15 protein-coding genes are annotated in these 15,821 nt (G+C 66.0%); 14 read left to right on the top strand and 1 reads right to left on the bottom strand.

The features are described from left to right. The first annotated feature begins 1 nt into the window (after position 1). The 9 genes from A5706_RS22920 (at position 2) to A5706_RS22880 (ending at position 8,628) form a co-directional block, all read left to right on the top strand. Entirely contained in the window at positions 2-478 is a 477-nt protein-coding gene (locus A5706_RS22920; RefSeq protein WP_068135732.1) for a (2Fe-2S)-binding protein, read from the top strand. Beyond that, complete coding sequence (locus A5706_RS22915; RefSeq protein WP_068135730.1) at positions 475-2,874, top strand: aerobic carbon-monoxide dehydrogenase large subunit; 2,400 nt, start codon at positions 475-477, stop codon at positions 2,872-2,874. The genes A5706_RS22920 and A5706_RS22915 overlap by 4 nt, the downstream gene beginning before the upstream one ends. After that, the gene (locus tag A5706_RS22910; RefSeq protein WP_068135727.1) at positions 2,874-3,740 is read left to right on the top strand and encodes an XdhC family protein; all 867 of its coding nucleotides are present in this window, start codon (positions 2,874-2,876) and stop codon (positions 3,738-3,740) included. The genes A5706_RS22915 and A5706_RS22910 overlap by 1 nt, the downstream gene beginning before the upstream one ends. Beyond that, a complete protein-coding gene (locus tag A5706_RS22905; protein WP_068135824.1) occupies positions 3,737-4,321 on the top strand; it encodes an NTP transferase domain-containing protein in 585 nt (194 codons plus the stop codon). Before A5706_RS22910 ends, A5706_RS22905 begins: the two co-directional genes overlap by 4 nt. Next, complete coding sequence (locus tag A5706_RS22900) at positions 4,318-5,187, top strand: MoxR family ATPase (protein WP_068135724.1); 870 nt, start codon at positions 4,318-4,320, stop codon at positions 5,185-5,187. Before A5706_RS22905 ends, A5706_RS22900 begins: the two co-directional genes overlap by 4 nt. A gap of 12 nt (positions 5,188-5,199) precedes the next feature. After that, positions 5,200-5,841 (top strand): SRPBCC family protein, encoded by a 642-nt coding sequence (locus A5706_RS22895; RefSeq protein WP_068135721.1) that lies wholly within the window; start codon positions 5,200-5,202, stop codon positions 5,839-5,841. 7 nt (positions 5,842-5,848) lie between these two features. Further along, complete coding sequence (locus A5706_RS22890; protein ID WP_082964560.1) at positions 5,849-7,144, top strand: VWA domain-containing protein; 1,296 nt, start codon at positions 5,849-5,851, stop codon at positions 7,142-7,144. Positions 7,145-7,465: 321 nt separating this feature from the next. Then, positions 7,466-8,131 (top strand): CAP domain-containing protein, encoded by a 666-nt coding sequence (locus tag A5706_RS22885; protein WP_068135718.1) that lies wholly within the window; start codon positions 7,466-7,468, stop codon positions 8,129-8,131. Between the two features lie 131 nt (positions 8,132-8,262). Further along, a complete protein-coding gene (locus A5706_RS22880; protein ID WP_068135715.1) occupies positions 8,263-8,628 on the top strand; it encodes a DUF732 domain-containing protein in 366 nt (121 codons plus the stop codon). 105 nt (positions 8,629-8,733) lie between these two features. Here A5706_RS22880 and A5706_RS22875 read toward each other — a convergent pair whose 3' ends face one another. Continuing rightward, complete coding sequence (locus tag A5706_RS22875) at positions 8,734-9,150, bottom strand: lipoprotein LpqH (protein WP_231985384.1); 417 nt, start codon at positions 9,148-9,150, stop codon at positions 8,734-8,736. Positions 9,151-10,913: 1,763 nt separating this feature from the next. Between A5706_RS22875 and A5706_RS22870 the strand changes: the two genes are divergently transcribed. The 5 genes from A5706_RS22870 to A5706_RS22850 all read left to right on the top strand — a co-directional run. Further along, positions 10,914-11,696 (top strand): MlaE family ABC transporter permease, encoded by a 783-nt coding sequence (locus A5706_RS22870; protein ID WP_369831946.1) that lies wholly within the window; start codon positions 10,914-10,916, stop codon positions 11,694-11,696. Continuing rightward, on the top strand, positions 11,693-12,547 hold the full coding sequence (locus tag A5706_RS22865) for an ABC transporter permease (RefSeq protein ID WP_068135709.1): 855 nt from the start codon (positions 11,693-11,695) through the stop codon (positions 12,545-12,547). The genes A5706_RS22870 and A5706_RS22865 overlap by 4 nt, the downstream gene beginning before the upstream one ends. A 15-nt stretch (positions 12,548-12,562) precedes the next feature. Next, the gene (locus A5706_RS22860) at positions 12,563-14,032 is read left to right on the top strand and encodes an MCE family protein (protein WP_068135817.1); all 1,470 of its coding nucleotides are present in this window, start codon (positions 12,563-12,565) and stop codon (positions 14,030-14,032) included. Between the two features lie 36 nt (positions 14,033-14,068). Next, positions 14,069-15,097 (top strand): MCE family protein, encoded by a 1,029-nt coding sequence (locus A5706_RS22855; RefSeq protein ID WP_068135706.1) that lies wholly within the window; start codon positions 14,069-14,071, stop codon positions 15,095-15,097. Continuing rightward, on the top strand, positions 15,094-15,821 hold a 728-nt coding region (locus A5706_RS22850; protein WP_156767286.1), incomplete at its 3' end, for an MCE family protein. The genes A5706_RS22855 and A5706_RS22850, both read left to right, overlap by 4 nt.

The following is a 15,821-nucleotide window of genomic DNA, read 5'->3' as shown; positions in this document are numbered from 1 at the left end:
GATGCAAGTCAACATGACCGTCAACGGCGAGCAGGTGACCGCCGAGGTCGAGCCCCGGATGCTGCTGGTGCACTTCCTGCGGGATCAGTTGCGGCTCACCGGAACGCACTGGGGGTGCGACACCAGCAACTGCGGGACGTGCGTGGTCGACGTGGACGGCGTGCCGGTGAAGTCCTGCACGATGCTGGCCGTGATGGCCTCCGGCCACAGCGTGCGGACCGTGGAGGGGCTGGCGGTGGACGGCCGGCTCGACCCCATCCAGGAAGGGTTCATGCGCTGCCACGGGCTGCAATGCGGCTTCTGCACACCGGGAATGATGATCACCGCCCGCGCCCTGCTGGACCGCGACCCCAACCCCGACGAGGAGACCATCCGGGAGGCCATCTCCGGGCAGATCTGCCGCTGCACCGGATACACGACGATCGTGCGCTCCATCCAGTGGGCCGCGAACCATGCTGCGGCGGAGGCACAGTCATGACCACCATCGAATCCCGCCCACCGTCCCCCGAAGACACCGCAGACAACGACCAAAAGCCTTGCGGCCACGGCCGGATGCTGCGCAAGGAGGACCCGCGCTTCATCCGCGGACGCGGCACCTACGTCGACGACGTCGCGCTGCCGGGCATGCTGCACCTGGCCATCCTGCGCTCGCCGTACGCGCACGCCCGCATCGTCGGCATCGATACCACTGCGGCGCAAGCACATCCGAAGGTCAAGGCGGTGGTGACGGGCGCGGACCTGGCCGAGAAGGGCCTGGCGTGGATGCCGACGCTGTCCAACGACACCCAGGCCGTCCTGGCCACCGACAAGGTCCGCTTCCAGGGCCAGGAGGTGGCGTTCGTCGTCGCCGAGGACCGGTATTCGGCCCGCGACGCGCTGGAGCTGATCGACGTCGACTACGACCCGCTTGACCCGGTCGTCGACGTGCGCAAGGCGCTCGACTCGTCCGCCCCGGTGATCCGCACCGATCTCGACGGCAAGAACGACAACCACATCTTCGACTGGGAGACCGGCGACGCCGCCGCCACCGACGCGGCGTTCGCCAAGGCCGACGTCGTCGTCAAGCAGGAGATCGTGTACCCGCGGGTGCACCCCGCGCCGATGGAAACCTGCGGCGCGGTGGCCGATTTGGACCCGGTGACCGGGAAGCTGACGCTGTGGACCACCTCGCAGGCGCCGCACGCCCACCGCACGCTGTACGCGTTGGTCGCCGGCCTGCCCGAACACAAGATCCGGGTGATCTCGCCCGACATCGGCGGCGGCTTCGGCAACAAGGTGCCGATCTACCCCGGCTACGTGTGCGCGATCGTCGGCTCGCTGCTGCTGGGCAAGCCGGTGAAGTGGATGGAGGACCGCAGCGAGAATCTGACGTCCACCAGCTTCGCCCGCGACTACATCATGGTCGGCGAGATCGCCGCGACGAACGACGGCAAGATCCTCGCGATCCGGTCCAACGTGCTGGCCGATCACGGCGCGTTCAACGGCCAGGCCGCGCCGACGAAATACCCGGCCGGCTTCTTCGGGGTGTTCACCGGCAGCTACGACCTCGAGGCCGCCTACTGCCACATGACCGCCGTGTACACCAACAAGGCCCCCGGCGGGGTGGCCTACGCCTGCTCGTTCCGCATCACCGAGGCGGTGTACTTCGTCGAACGGCTGGTGGACTGCCTGGCGTTCGAGCTGAAGATGGACCCGGCCGAGCTGCGGCTGCGAAACTTGCTGCGGCCGGACCAGTTTCCGTACCAGAGCAAGACCGGCTGGACGTACGACTCGGGCGACTACGAGGCCACCATGCGCAAGGCCATGGACATGATCGGCTACGACGCGCTGCGGGCCGAGCAGAAGGAGCGGCGGGCGCGCGGCGAGCTGATGGGCATCGGGATGTCGTTCTTCACCGAGGCCGTCGGCGCCGGCCCGCGCAAGGACATGGACATCCTCGGCCTCGGCATGGCCGACGGGTGTGAGCTGCGCGTGCACCCGACCGGCAAAGCCGTTGTGCGGCTGTCGGTTCAGAGCCAGGGGCAGGGGCACGAGACGACGTTCGCGCAGATCGTCGCGGAGGAGCTCGGCATCCCGCCCGACGATATCGAGGTGGTGCACGGCGACACCGACCAGACGCCGTTCGGGCTCGGCACCTACGGCAGCCGTTCGACGCCGGTGTCCGGTGGGGCGGCGGCGCTGGTGGCGCGCAAGGTGCGCGACAAGGCGAAGATCATCGCGTCGGGCATGCTCGAGGTTTCCGTCGCCGACTTGGAGTGGGAGAAGGGCTCGTTCCACGTCAAGGGCGACCCGTCGGCGGCGGTGACGATCCAGGACATCGCGATGCGCGCGCATGGGGCCGGTGACCTGCCCGACGGCATCGAGGGCGGCCTGGACGCCGAGGTCTGCTACAACCCGTCGAACCTCACCTACCCCTACGGCGCGTATTTCTGTGTGGTGGACGTGGATCCGGGCACCGCGGTGGTAAAGGTGCGCCGCTTCCTCGCGGTGGACGACTGCGGCACCCGCATCAACCCGATGATCATCGAGGGCCAGGTGCACGGCGGCATCGTCGACGGCATCGGCATGGCGTTGATGGAGATGATCGCGTTCGACGACGAGGGCAACTGCCTGGGCGGGTCGCTGATGGACTACCTGATCCCGACCGCGGTCGAGGTGCCGCACCTGGAGACCGGCTTCACGGTGACGCCGTCGCCGCATCACCCGATCGGTGCCAAGGGCATCGGCGAGTCGGCGACCGTGGGTTCGCCCCCGGCCGTGGTGAACGCGGTGGTGGATGCGTTGGCGCCGTTCGGGGTTCGGCACGCCGACATGCCGCTGACGCCGTCGCGGGTGTGGGAGGCGATGCAGGGCAGAGCGAGGCCCCCGATTTGATGACCATCAGCGAGCGGGCTCGGCAGTTGTTGGCGGCACGGACACCGTTCGTGCACGCGACCGTGGTGCGCGCCCAGCCGCCCACGTCCTCATATCCGGGGGACGAGGCAATCCTGTTGGCGGACGGCACCATCGAGGGCTTCGTCGGCGGTCAGTGCGCCCAGAACTCCGTCCGCAAGGCGGCGCTGGGCGCGCTGCAGGCCGGCGAAAGCGTGCTGTTGCGGGTGCTTCCCGACGGCGACGTGCACTTCCCCGAGGCCCCCGGCGCCTGCGTCGTCGTCAACCCGTGCCTGTCCGGCGGGTCGCTGGAGATCTTCCTGACGCCGCAGCTGCCGGCCCCGCTGATCCGGGTCTACGGCGCGACGCCGATCGCCGACGCGCTGACCCAGCTGTGCGCCGTGCTCGGTTACGACGCCCGCCGCGACGGCGACCTCGCCGACGCCACGGCCGTCGTGATCGCCAGCCACGGCGGGCCCGAAGCCGAAACCATCCGGGCCGCACTGGATCACGGCGTCGCATACATCGGCCTGGTGGCCAGCAAGGTTCGCGGCGCCGCGGTGCTGGACTCGCTCGACCTCTCCCCGGAGGAGCGGGCCCGGGTGCACACCCCGGTCGGGCTGGCCATCGGCGCCAAGACCCCCGCCGAGATCGCGGTCGCGATCGCGGCCGAACTCATCGCCGGCATCCGCGGCGGCCTGCGCCGCGCACCCGTGCCGGACCGCCCGGCCGAGGCTGTCGATCCGGTGTGCGGCATGACGGTGACGATCGGTCCCGCCGCCGAGCACCTGCACGTGGCCGGCGCGGACTATTGGTTCTGCGGCGCGGGATGCCGCGCCGCGTTCGCCAACCGGCCCGCCGGCGCATGACCCCGCCGTCCGTCACCGGCGTCGTGCTGGCGGCCGGCGGTTCGCGCAGGCTGGGCTCGCCCAAACAGCTTCTGCCCTACCGGGATACCACCCTGCTCGGCGCCACCCTGCAGACGGCCCGCGGCGCCGGGTTCGACCAGCTCATCGTCACGCTCGGCGGCGCCGCCCAACAGGTGCGCGACGCCGTCTCCCTCGAGGGGGCCGACGTGGTGGAGGTCGACGACTTCGGGACCGGGTGCGCTGCCTCGCTGCGCGCCGCGCTTGAGCGGGTGGACCCCCGCGCGGCCGGCATCGTGCTGATGCTCGGCGATCAGCCCGGAATAGATCCGGCAACGCTGCGGCGGCTAACCGCCGAAGGCGCGACAGCCGACATCACCGTGTGCCGCTACGACAACGGGATCGGGCACCCGTTCTGGCTCGGCCGTGCGCTGTTCGGCGAACTCCGCGAACTGCACGGCGACAAGGGAGTGTGGAAGCTCATCGAGTCGGGCCGGTACCAGGTGCGCGAACTCGCGGTCGATGGTCCGATCCCGCTCGATGTCGACACGTGGGACGACTACCGCCGGCTGGTGCGGTCATGACGTTCACCGATGTCGACGACGTCGTCGCCCGATTCGACGCGCACGACTACCTGCTCGACACGGGAACGGCCTCGGCGATCTACCTGGCTACCACGCTCGGCCGCCCGCTGCTGCTGGAGGGCGAACCGGGCGTCGGCAAGACCACCGCGGCGAAAACCCTTGCGGCGGTGCTTGATACCCCGCTGGTCCGGCTGCAGTGCTACGAGGGGTTGACCGCCAGCGAGGCGCTGTACGACTGGAACTACCAACGTCAGCTGCTGTCCATCCGGCTGGCCGAGGCCCGTGGCGCCGCGATCGACGAGGCCGACCTCTATACCGAGACGTACCTCGTCGATCGGCCCATCCTGCGGTGCGTGCGGCACCGCGGCCCGGCGCCGCCGGTGCTGCTGATCGACGAAATCGACCGCGCCGACGACGAATTCGAGGCGTTGCTGCTGGAGTTCCTGGGGGAATCCGCGGTCACCGTCCCGGAGCTGGGAACCTTCGTTGCCGAGCGTCCGCCGATCGCGGTGCTGACCTCCAACCGCAGCCGCGACCTGCACGACGCGCTGCGCCGGCGCTGCCTGTACCACTGGATCGACTACCCGGAGCCGGCCCGGGCCGCCGCGATCGTCCGGCGGACGGTGCCCGGGGCGACCGCGCCGCTGATCGAGCACGCCACCCAATTCGTCGGGCGCACCCGCGAACTCGACCTGGACAAGCCGCCCGGCGTGGCCGAGACGATCGACTGGGTCGCCGCCCTGGTGTCCCTGGGCGTGGCCGACTTGGTCGACGAGGCGGCCGCGGTCAGCCTGGGGGCGCTGGCCAAGACACCGGACGACCGTACTCTGATTCGCGACGCGTTCGCCGAATACAGCCGCACCTGAGAGGACCCCCGCATGAAGATCGCCAACCAGTTCACCGTCAGCGCGCCCATCGAGCAGGCCTGGGACGTGTTGTGCGACCTGGAACAGGTGATTCCGCTGATGCCGGGCGCGCAGCTGACCGGCCACGAGGGCGAGGACTACCTGGGCAGGGTCAAGGTCAAGGTCGGCCCGGTCACCAGTGAGTTCAGCGGCAAGGTGCGCTTCGTCGAGCTGGACCGCGACGCGCACCGCGCGGTCATCGACGGCAAGGGCAAGGAAGCGCGCGGCACCGGCAATGCCGCCGCGACCGTCACCGCCCAGCTGCGTGAGGACGGGGACCGCACCAGCGTCACCGTCGACACCGATCTCAAGATCGTCGGCAAGCTGGCCCAGTTCGGCAGCGGCATGCTGCAGCAGGTTTCGGAGAAGCTGCTCGGCCAGTTCGTGGAATCGCTGGAGGCCGAACTGGCCGCGAAGAACGCGCCGGCCCCGGCGAGCGTCAACGGGCACGCCGCGACCGAACCCGCTCCCGGGCCGCGCCACGCGGCCGCCGAGCCAGAGCCCATCGACTTGCTCGACCTCGCCGGCGGCGACCAGCTCAAGAAGTACGGCGCCGCGGCGGCCGTCGTGCTGGCCGTGCTGGTGCTGATCTGGGTGCTGCGTCGCCGGGGCTAGCAGGCCCGTGAGCACCCCACTGCTGTTGCGGGGCGTCGACCTGGCGGCGTTCGCCGCCGCCCTGGTGGCGCGCCTGCGCGGCGCGGGGGTGCTGGTGTCGGCCAACGGGCAGGCCGACTTCGTGCAGGCGCTGCGTCGGTTGGTTCCGGACACCACGTCGGCGCTGTATTGGGCGGCCAGGCTGACGCTGGTCAACCGGATGGAAGACCTGGTCGGCTTCGACGCCGTGTTCGGGGCGGTGTTCGGCGCCGCCCGCGCCGAAGCCGCGGCGGGCCCCGAATCGGTCCTGCCCCTCCCGGGGCCGAAGGCACCCGGGGCCGGCACGCTGCATCCGGCGGCAAGCGGATCGGGTGGCGGCCCCCACGGATTGCCCTGGGCCGCAAGGACGGTGGCCGGCGACGACGGCGGAGCGGCGAGCGTCCTCCTGCCGGATCTCCTGCCCAGCCGCATCGCCGCGCGCGCCGACGAACCGTTCGACCGTTTCGACGCCCAGGACCTTCGCCTGCTCGGCTCCTGGCTGGAGGCGACGGTGGCGCGCTGGCCGCGGCGCCGCAGCATGCGCTTCGAGCCCAGCGCGGGCGGCAAGCGGATCGACCTGCGGGCGACCATGAACGCGTCGCGCGCGACCGGCTGGGAATCCGTGATCCTGGCGCGCACGCGGCCCCGCCGGCGGCCCCGGCGGGTCGTCCTCGTCTGCGACGTAAGCCGCTCGATGCAGCCGTACGCCGCGGTCTACCTTCATTTGATGCGGGCGGCCGCGTTGCGCCAGGCGCGCATCCACCCCGAGGTGTTCGCGTTCTCGACGTCGCTGACCCGGCTCACGTCGGTGCTGTCGCACCGCTCGGCCGAGGTGGCGCTGCAGAAGGCCAACGCGAAGGTCACCGACCGCTACGGCGGCACGTTCATCGGCCGCAGCCTGGGCGCCATGCTGGCGCCGCCCCACGGCAACGCGCTGCGCGGCGCAGTGGTGATCATCGCCTCCGACGGCTGGGACGCCGATCCGCCCGACGTGCTCGCCCACGCGATGGCCAGGCTGCGCCGTCGGGCCGCGACGCTGGTGTGGCTCAATCCCCGTGCGGCGCAAGGCGGATTCCAGCCGCTGGCCGGATCGATGGCCGCGGCCCTGCCCTATTGCGACCTGTTCTTGCCGGCGCACTCGCTGATGGGGCTGCGCGAGCTGCTCGCCGCCCTGGCGGCCGAGCACCGGTCCGCGGGGCGCACCGCCGCGGTGAAACCGGCCATGGCCTCATCTGGGGTGACCGACGACGACGGAACGAGGTTGCGCTGGGCAGGCCGGGTGTGACGCTTACGGATAACAGCTATATATTTTGCTTATTAGCATCTAGACGCCGCGGCAGCGTTCTGGGTAGCCTACTTTCATGCCAGGCTGGGTCGAGTCGTTCGTTGGCTAGGTCTCAGATGGTCACAAAACACGTAGGCCACGGCGGTCGGCGAGTTCAAATCAGGGTTGCCGCAGCCTGTTTAGGAGTTGGGGGAGCATCCGAGCGCTTCGTCGACACCACTGTATTTGAAGGCGCAACTGCGACGATGGCGCTCCCTTCTCACACCAACTGCGCCGCCGCGTACCGTCCCCTGCCACCTCTTGGTTCATGAGGAGTTGGACATGCAGCGTCGAGCCCTATCCCTGTCGACCGCAATGGTTTTAGCCACCGCGGCGCTCGTGGCAGCTCCCGTCGTCAATGCGGATGGTGACAACAACACGCTGATACCGAACAACAAGCGGCTCAATGACGGTGTTGTCGCCAACGTCTACACCGTTCAGCATCAGGCCGGTTGCAAAAACGACGTCAAGATCAGCCCGCAACTGCAGCTCGCCGCGCAGCGGCACGCCGAGGACGTGCTGAACAACCGGGCCCTCGACGGCGACATTGGCTCAGACGGTTCCACCCCGCAAGGCCGGGCTGATGGGGCCGGGTTCAATGGTCCGGTGGCGGAGACGGTGGCGATCAACCAGTCCATCGCCATCAGCGGCAACGACTTGATCAACCGGTGGTATCACGACCCCGCCGACCTCAATATCATGTCGAATTGCGCCAATAGCCAAATGGGGGTCTGGTCATTGAATAGCCCGGATCGCACTGTGGTCGTGGCGGTGTATGGCCAGCCTCAAGGGAGCGGGGGAAAACCGCCGCCCAGCACCGAAGGGCAGAACATTCCACTCGATCCCAGCCCCGACTATGACGCCAGCGACGAACTTGAGTTCGGGATCAGATGGCTGCCGTGGATTTTGAGGGGTGTTTACCCGCCGCCAGGGCAGCCACCCGAATAGAGCTCGACCGAGCCTCATCGTCGGTGCCGAACCATGGAGTGCGTCGAAGCATTTTGGCCGGTAACCCCAAGCGGGCCAGAGCACTTAGCGTGCTTCGACAAAAATAGATAGATGTATTACGCTTTACTCTGATGAATCGGCGGAAGTGCTCGGCCGGAGCGGTCATCACAGCAGTCCTCGCCACGTGTTGGACTGGTGTTGCGGCTGTCGCCCCCGCGCGAGGTGACTCGGTGGCGTATTTGTTCAATCTGATGGTGCGACCCGGGTACAACTTCGCCAACGCCGAGCAGGCAGTCGCCTACGGTCGCGGGGTCTGCGACAAGATCGCCCGAGGCGACACTTATGCCAGTATCGCCCGAGACGTCAAAGCGGACTTCAACACATCTGACGAATACCAGGCGACATATCTGATCAGCCAGGCCGCGCAAGAGCTATGCCCCAACCTGATTTGGCAGTTGCGCAGGTCTGCGGCAAACTACACCCCGCCGCCGCCCTGAATGCCAACTCAGCTGCACAGCACGTCGGCGGCAACCTCGGCGTGAAATCCGCCGACGGCGACACGTAGGTCAGCTCGTATCCGCCCGCAGATCGGTCGGATGACGCTAACACGCGACTTTGACCGTGAATCTTCCGGTTGCCCGGACGCTTGGCTTGTCTCGGTCGAAACCCTCGGCGGTGCCACGGATGGTGTACGTGTGGCCACTCATGCTCACGTAGGCGTCACCTTGAAGGCCTTCCACGTAGCTGCCGGTGAAGCCGTCGACATCGTTGATGTTGACTGACTTGGCGCCAAGCGCATTCTCGTTGGAAACGAACGCCGTAACGCCTTCCGCAGTGTCACCGGTGCTGATCCTGGTTAACCAACCCATCGGCAGGCAGTTCACGGTGCCGCTCTGGCGGGAAGCTCCATCGTTGATCGTCAGCTGTGCTGTTCCGCCGGGCAATGTTCCGGGTGCGGTTCCGTTGTATGACGGCGAGCATGCGCCGACACTCGCCGCGATCAGAAGGGCCGCGGCCACGATGCCAGAACGCCTTCGCACCAGCTCACCTCGTTCAGTTCGGTTCTTATGTGTCGCCCTATGTCGTACGGGAGCCTAGGCAAACAGGCGACGGCCCACCCGCCGGCAATTTATGACTGGCTGCTGGATGCTTCATTCTCCCAGCACTTTTCAACCGCATTTAGTGTGGACGTCAGCACGCGCAGGAAGGACGCTACCAGAGCGCGTCTTTGCTCGGGGAGTAGTAGTACACCGTCGATCGATGCTCGCACCCCGCGAGGGGCGACGTCGCCCACCCGGGGCGCATCGGCCCGTTGTCCTCAGCAGCAGTTCACGGGCATCCTTGCCCGCTGGCGAGTTCGGTTGATCGGTCACAACTGCACCCGAAAGGCCTCGCGGCAAAGCGTTGATGCAGATCATGGTCGGCCTCCGGGCACCGCTCGGCTTGTGATGGTCGGAGTCCTGGCGACACAGGGGCAACTAGTTGAACCACGTGGTTCAGGGCGAAAGCGCACCGCTGCGAGCCGGACTTCATCACGCGGGCACTCACCTGGCACGCGGCAATGGGCATCGGGTACTGGTACCAGCGATGTTTCTGATGTGTAGCTAACGGCTGGCAACCGTCGAGCCGCTGGTAGGACACGGGTTCAGCGCCTGGCAGATCTGTTGGGAATCGACCGCGAACGCATCGAATAAAGCCGGGGAAACGTTTAAATCGATATATAGATATATATTTTGCTGAAGCACCTTGCCTGTCAGGTTTCTCTCTTTAGCCGACTGCGTTGCGCCTCAGCGCACTAAACCGGCGGTCGGCCGCCGGGTCGGACGTGAGTCGCACTACTTGCCCGCCTGCTTCGAGGCAATGTTGAAAAATTGCTGTCACACACTCCGCGAGTCCGGTCTGGAGCCAAGGGCAATGGGAAAGCATCGGCTGATGAGAAGTTTGTGGTGATGTCGACCCTCATAAGCACTGGTCACGGCTCTGTCTGTGCGGTCGGCCTTGGCCAGACAGTTCTTGGTGACCCCTGGGCGGGTGGCCCGGCGAGGGTCCTAGCGCACAACGAGACCGCTGTGGCCGAACTTGTCCGCGACGCTCTCCCGGGCTCACATCCGCACGAATATCGGCGAAATTGAATTGCGTTTCATCCGCAGGACGTGCGCGATAAAAGGTCTCCCACGAATGCGGTGATTCCTTCCGCGGTTCGTATTGCTGGCTGATGGTCAGACGGAGCCGTCAGAGCCGCATTTAAAACGACTTTAGAGCCGCAATAACCGCATTTCTATAGCCGAATTGTGGGACGAAAACTGTGTCCGTGGAGCAAACTGACTGCGTCCGTGGTACTCGTTGCAAGGCAGCGGACCCGACGCGGGGCGAGACTCAAGAGGATCGCCCTGTCAGTCGGGGATGTCACCGAGGACACGCAGGTGAACGCATTGGACCCGCGTGTAGTGCCGGGTGTGTGCAAGCTAGTGGACCCCGCTCGGTTGGCCCGAACCGCGACAGTCGGTGCAATAATTTTCGAAACCGTTAGCAAATCTACTTACTGCGTAAATCGTCCTCAAGGTAGTTACTGAAAACGAACGCGCCAGTGTTGCCCTCTCTTACTAAGATGGTGTAGCGTCCCGCTGTGCTGTAGGCCACATCATTACGACGGCGGGTTACCTTTCCGCCGCGGGGAGGATCCATACAGTCTAATGTCGGATGCGACTAGACATCGGGGAACGCCGTAGTGATAGCGGTAGATACCGAGCCAATTCCCGCCGCGTCCAGTGCGGCGCGTATCTTGGCGTCTCTTGACACTGGACGGGCCGCAAGCGCCGCCAAGCCGCTGCGCGAGGTCGGCAGCTTCTTCGCACTCTCGCTCGACACGCTGATCCAGATGTTCCGTCCGCCTTTTGCGTGGCGAGAGTTCATCCAGCAGGCGTGGTTCGTCGCCCGGGTCTCGATGCTGCCGGCCGTCTTCCTGTCGATCCCGTTCAACGCCCTCGCGATTTTCATCATCAACATCCTGCTCGTCGAGATCGGAGCTGCCGACGCCTCCGGAGCTGGCTCCGCCCTGGCCGCTGTCGTGTATATCGGCCCGATCGCGGCAGTCCTGGTAGTTGCCGGCACGAGTGCGACCGCAATGTGCGCCGACCTAGGCGCCCGGACCATCCGCGAAGAAGTCGACGCCATGCGGGTCATGGGCATCAACCCGATCCAGCGGCTGCTGGTGCCCCGAGTCGTGGCGATCGGACTGAACGGGTTACTCGTCAACTCCATCATCACCGTCGTCGGTTTGATCGCCGGCTACTTGTTCTCGGTCTACCTCCAACACGTCAACCCCGGCTCGTATGCCGCGAGCCTGACGTTGCTCGTCGGGCTGACCGACCTAGTCATAGCGTTCGCCAAGGCGATGTTGTTCGGCTTCATCGCAGGTTTGATCGCCTGCTACAAGGGGATCACCGTCGGTGGGGGACCCCAAGGTGTCGGCAACGCCGTCAACGAGACGGTCGTGTACACATTTCTCGCGTTGTTCGTCATCAATGTGGTGCTGACCGCGATCACGAACCAGGCGACGATGTGAGCGCCGTCCCAGCGGCGCCCCGGCTGCCGCATCTGACGCGCACACTGCGCCGCGTCATCGATGGTTGGAACCGCCTCGGAAGCCAGACCGCGTTCTACGTCCGAGCCCTCGGTTTTCTGTGGGAAGCCGTGAGCCGCTACAGGATAGAGACGCTACGGCTCATCGCCAACATGAGTCTGGGCGTCGGCGCCCTCGCCATGATCGGCGGAACCGTGGTGATCGTCACGACCTTGACGATGTCCACCGGCGGACTCGTAGGGATCCAACTCTTCCGATCGTTGTCCGACGTTGGTGTGCAGGCGTTGAGCGGATTCGCGTCCGCCTACATCAACACGCGGCTAGCCTCGCCGCTGATCGCCGACGTCGGCCTGGCAGCCACCATCGGCGCCGGCGCCACCGCGCAGCTGGGCGCCATGCGAATCAATGAGGAAGTCGACGCGCTCGAGGTGATGGGCATCCACTCGATCTCTTATTTGGTCTCCACCCGGGTGGTAGCCGGTGTGCTGGTGGTGATCCCGCTCTGGTGCATGGCGACGCTATCCGGATATCTGGCCACCCGCAGCCTGATCATTTTCGTCTACGGGCAGTCACCGGGCGTGTTCGATCACTACTTCCATACTTACCTGCAGCCCACCGACTTGATCTGGTCGCTGCTACAAGTGATTGCCGCGGGCAGCGTAATCATGTTGGTGCACACGTATTACGGCTTCCACGCCTCGGGCGGGCCGGCGGGCGTCGGTGAGGCGGTCGGCCGCGCCGTGCGTACCTCACTGATCGTCGCGGTCGCGGTGACATTGGCGGTTGCATTGGCCGCTTATGGAGTGTCCGGCAACTTCCACCTGTCTGGGTAAGCGGCGATGACGACCATGCGACGAAAGCGACGAGAGGCCGGGCTGCCGCCGGCGCTGTGGACCCTCATCCTGTTCGCGTTCATCATTGGATTGGTTTTACTAACCACGGCCGCGTTCAACAGAGACCTCAGGCCCTACGCCCGTGTGACAGTGACGTCCGATCGAGCGGGCTTGGTCATGGAACCTGGCGCGAAGGTGAAGTTGCGCGGCGTGCAGGTCGGCCGGGTCTCGGCGATTCAGCCCGGCGATCCCGTGAAGCTCCAGCTGGAGCTGTATCCCGAACAGCTGCAATACATCCCGGCGAACGTCGGGGCAAAGATCACCGCCACCACCGCGTTCGGTGCCAAGTACGTCGACCTGCTCACACCGGGCAGCCCGAGCCCCAAACGGTTGGCGGCGGGGGCCGTTGTGGCATCGAGCAGCGTCAGCGTCGAGACCAACACGGTATTCCAGAACCTCGTCGCGGTGCTGAACCAAGTCGACGTGCCCAAGCTCAACGCGGTCCTCACCGCCGTGGCCGATGGATTTCGCGGCAAAGGGCAAGTCATCGGGGAGGCCACCACCGACCTCAACCAGGTGCTGTCGGCGGTCAATCCTCGCAGCGAGACGATCCGAGCCGACTTCGGTGCCCTGAAGGGATTCAGCGACACCTACAGCGCGGCAGCGCAAAACATTGTGGCCATTCTGGATTCGGCCAGCACTTCAAGCACCACTATCACCGATGACGCCAAGCAACTAGACGCACTGCTGCTCAACGTCAGCGGGCTTTCCCGGGCCGGCATCAACATGATCGGCCCCAATAAGGACAACCTCGTACACGGTGTCAACCTGCTGGAATCCACCACGCGCCTGTTGATGAAGTACAACCCCGAACTCACCTGCACGATCGTCGGCGGGAAGAATGTGCTCGACGATTTCCTGCCCGTTGCCGGTGGCAACAACGGATATTCGGTCGTGCTCGACGTCGCGTTGCTGCTCGGCGACGATGCCTACCGGTTCCCTGACAACCTGCCGATCAACGGCGCTAAAGGTGGGCCCGGCGGTCAGCCGGGCTGTGGATCGCTACCCGACGTCTATAAGAACTGGCCGCAGCGCTACCTGGTCACCAACACCGGATGGGGCGGCGGGCTCGATATGCGGCCCAACCCTGGCATCGGGTTCCCCGGATACGTCGACTACTTCCCCGTCACCCGTGGGATACCTCGACCGCCGAGCATCCGGCACCCCGGTGGCGCGGCGCCCGGCCCCATCCCCTATCCGGGGGCGCCCCCCTACGGGGCGCCGCAGTACGCGCCCAACGGTACCCCGCTGTACCCAGGGTTGCCGCCGGCGCCACCGCCGGGCAGGCCGCGCGAGGCCGGTCCGCCGCCGGCAGGGACCGAGCCGTTTGTTCCGGCGGTACCGGGCGGGTCGCTGCCGACATGCGGAGTCGTCACCCAAGAGTGCGCGCCGCTGCCCCCACCGCCCTATGCCCCAGCGCCCTAAGGCGCCCCGCTCCAACGTGATCCGAGGAAACCAGACATGCGAGAGAACTTGGTAGGCGCCCTGTGGCGCCTGACCATTTACTTGGTCGTGTGCCTGATCGGCGCATTCGCACTGATCGCCGTCTTCGCCCAGTTGCGCTTCCAGCCGGAGAAGACCTACAAAGCTCAGTTCGCCAGCGTGTCCGGACTGGAGAACGGGAACTTCGTTCGCATCGCCGGCGTCGACGTCGGCAAGGTAAAGAACATCACCATCCAGCCCGACTCGACGGTCCTCGTCGAGTTCACAGCGGCCGACTCGGTAGTGCTCACCCAGGGCAGCAGGGCGGCTATTCGCTTCGCTGACCTCATCGGCGGTCGATATGTAGCCCTCGAGGAGGGGGCCGGGGGAGTCACGCTCCTGCATCCCGGCGACACGATCCCGCTGAGTCGCACCGAGCCGGCGTTAGACCTCGACGCGCTCATCGGCGGCTTCCGGCCTTTGTTCCGCGCGCTGGACCCCGACCAGGTCAACCGGTTGACCGGTCAATTGATCGCCGCCTTCGATGGCCAGGGCGCCACGATCGGCTCGTTTCTGACCCAGGCCGCCGCCTTGACGAACACCCTGGCCGACCGCGATCAACTTATCGGGCAAGTCATCACCAACCTCAATACCGTCCTCGGATCGCTCGGCGGCCAAAACAAGCAATTCGGCAAAGCGGTCGACTCGCTGGCTGAACTGGTCGACGGCCTCAAGGCCCGCAAGCAGGACATCAGCAACGGGGTGGCATACGGCAATGCGGCTGCGGCGTCGGTGGCCGATCTGCTGGCCCAGGCGCGCCCGCCGCTGACGAAGGTAGTGCACGAAGCGGATCGGACAACCTCGCTTGTCCTGGCCGATCACGACTACGTCGATCATTACCTCGAGACCTGGCCCGAGGCGTTCCAAATCCTCAATCGGCAAGGCATGTACGGAGACTTCTTCAGCTTCTATCTGTGCGACCTCGTGCTCAAGGTGAACGGCAAAGGGGGGCAACCGGTTTACATCAAGCTGGCCGGCCAGGCTACTGGGCGGTGCACGCCGAAATGAAGCCCTTCTCCGAACGCAACCCACTGCTCATCGGCGCGGCCGGCCTCGCGGCGGTCCTCGTGCTCATGCTGCTGTCGGTGAACTATCAGAAGCTGCCATTCTTCAACGCCGGCAAGACGTATTCGGCCTACTTCGCCGAAGCGGGCGGCTTGCTGCCCGGCGACCACGTCCAAGTGTCGGGCTTGCGGGTCGGTCAGGTGTCCAGTGTGGATCTGGACGGACCGCGCGTACTCGTCAAATTCAGTGTCGCCAACGGTGTCCGCCTCGGTGACCGCACCGAGGCGGCCATCAAATTGCGGACGGTGCTCGGTACCAAAGTGCTGGAAGTCACCCCCCGCGGGGACGGGCAACTGGCCGGCCCAATCCCGCTGGGCAGAACCACTTCGCCCTATCAGCTACCGGACGCGTTGGGCGATCTCACCACCACCATCAGCGGGTTGGACACCAAGCAGCTGTCCAACTCGTTGGCCGTGCTGGCCAACACATTCTCCGACACGCCACCGGACCTGAAGGCCGCGGTGCAGGGAGTGGCTCGCTTTTCCAAGACGATCGACGAACGCGACACCGAGCTGCGAAACTTGTTGGCCAACGCCGATAAAGCGACAAAGGTGTTGGCCGAACGCAGCGACGAGATCGTCAACCTCGTCGCCAACACCAATGCCCTGCTGGTGCAACTTCGAAGCCAAAGCCGCTCACTGGAACAGATTTCGCACAACCTCTCGGC

Origin of the sequence: Mycobacterium sp. E796 (assembly GCF_001672815.1) — a bacterium.
GTDB lineage: Bacteria > Actinomycetota > Actinomycetes > Mycobacteriales > Mycobacteriaceae > Mycobacterium.
This window is presented reverse-complemented; position numbering and strand designations above follow the sequence as displayed.

Coding starts and splice junctions, on each gene's coding strand:
- A5706_RS22905 (WP_068135824.1), top strand. CDS start 3,737: ATGACCCCGCCGTCCGTCACCGGCGTCGTGCTGGCGGCCGGCGGTTCG.
- A5706_RS22885 (WP_068135718.1), top strand. CDS start 7,466: ATGCAGCGTCGAGCCCTATCCCTGTCGACCGCAATGGTTTTAGCCACC.
- A5706_RS22910 (WP_068135727.1), top strand. CDS start 2,874: ATGACCATCAGCGAGCGGGCTCGGCAGTTGTTGGCGGCACGGACACCG.
- A5706_RS22920 (WP_068135732.1), top strand. CDS start 2: ATGCAAGTCAACATGACCGTCAACGGCGAGCAGGTGACCGCCGAGGTC.
- A5706_RS22860 (WP_068135817.1), top strand. CDS start 12,563: ATGCGACGAAAGCGACGAGAGGCCGGGCTGCCGCCGGCGCTGTGGACC.
- A5706_RS22895 (WP_068135721.1), top strand. CDS start 5,200: ATGAAGATCGCCAACCAGTTCACCGTCAGCGCGCCCATCGAGCAGGCC.
- A5706_RS22855 (WP_068135706.1), top strand. CDS start 14,069: ATGCGAGAGAACTTGGTAGGCGCCCTGTGGCGCCTGACCATTTACTTG.
- A5706_RS22900 (WP_068135724.1), top strand. CDS start 4,318: ATGACGTTCACCGATGTCGACGACGTCGTCGCCCGATTCGACGCGCAC.
- A5706_RS22915 (WP_068135730.1), top strand. CDS start 475: ATGACCACCATCGAATCCCGCCCACCGTCCCCCGAAGACACCGCAGAC.
- A5706_RS22880 (WP_068135715.1), top strand. CDS start 8,263: ATGAATCGGCGGAAGTGCTCGGCCGGAGCGGTCATCACAGCAGTCCTC.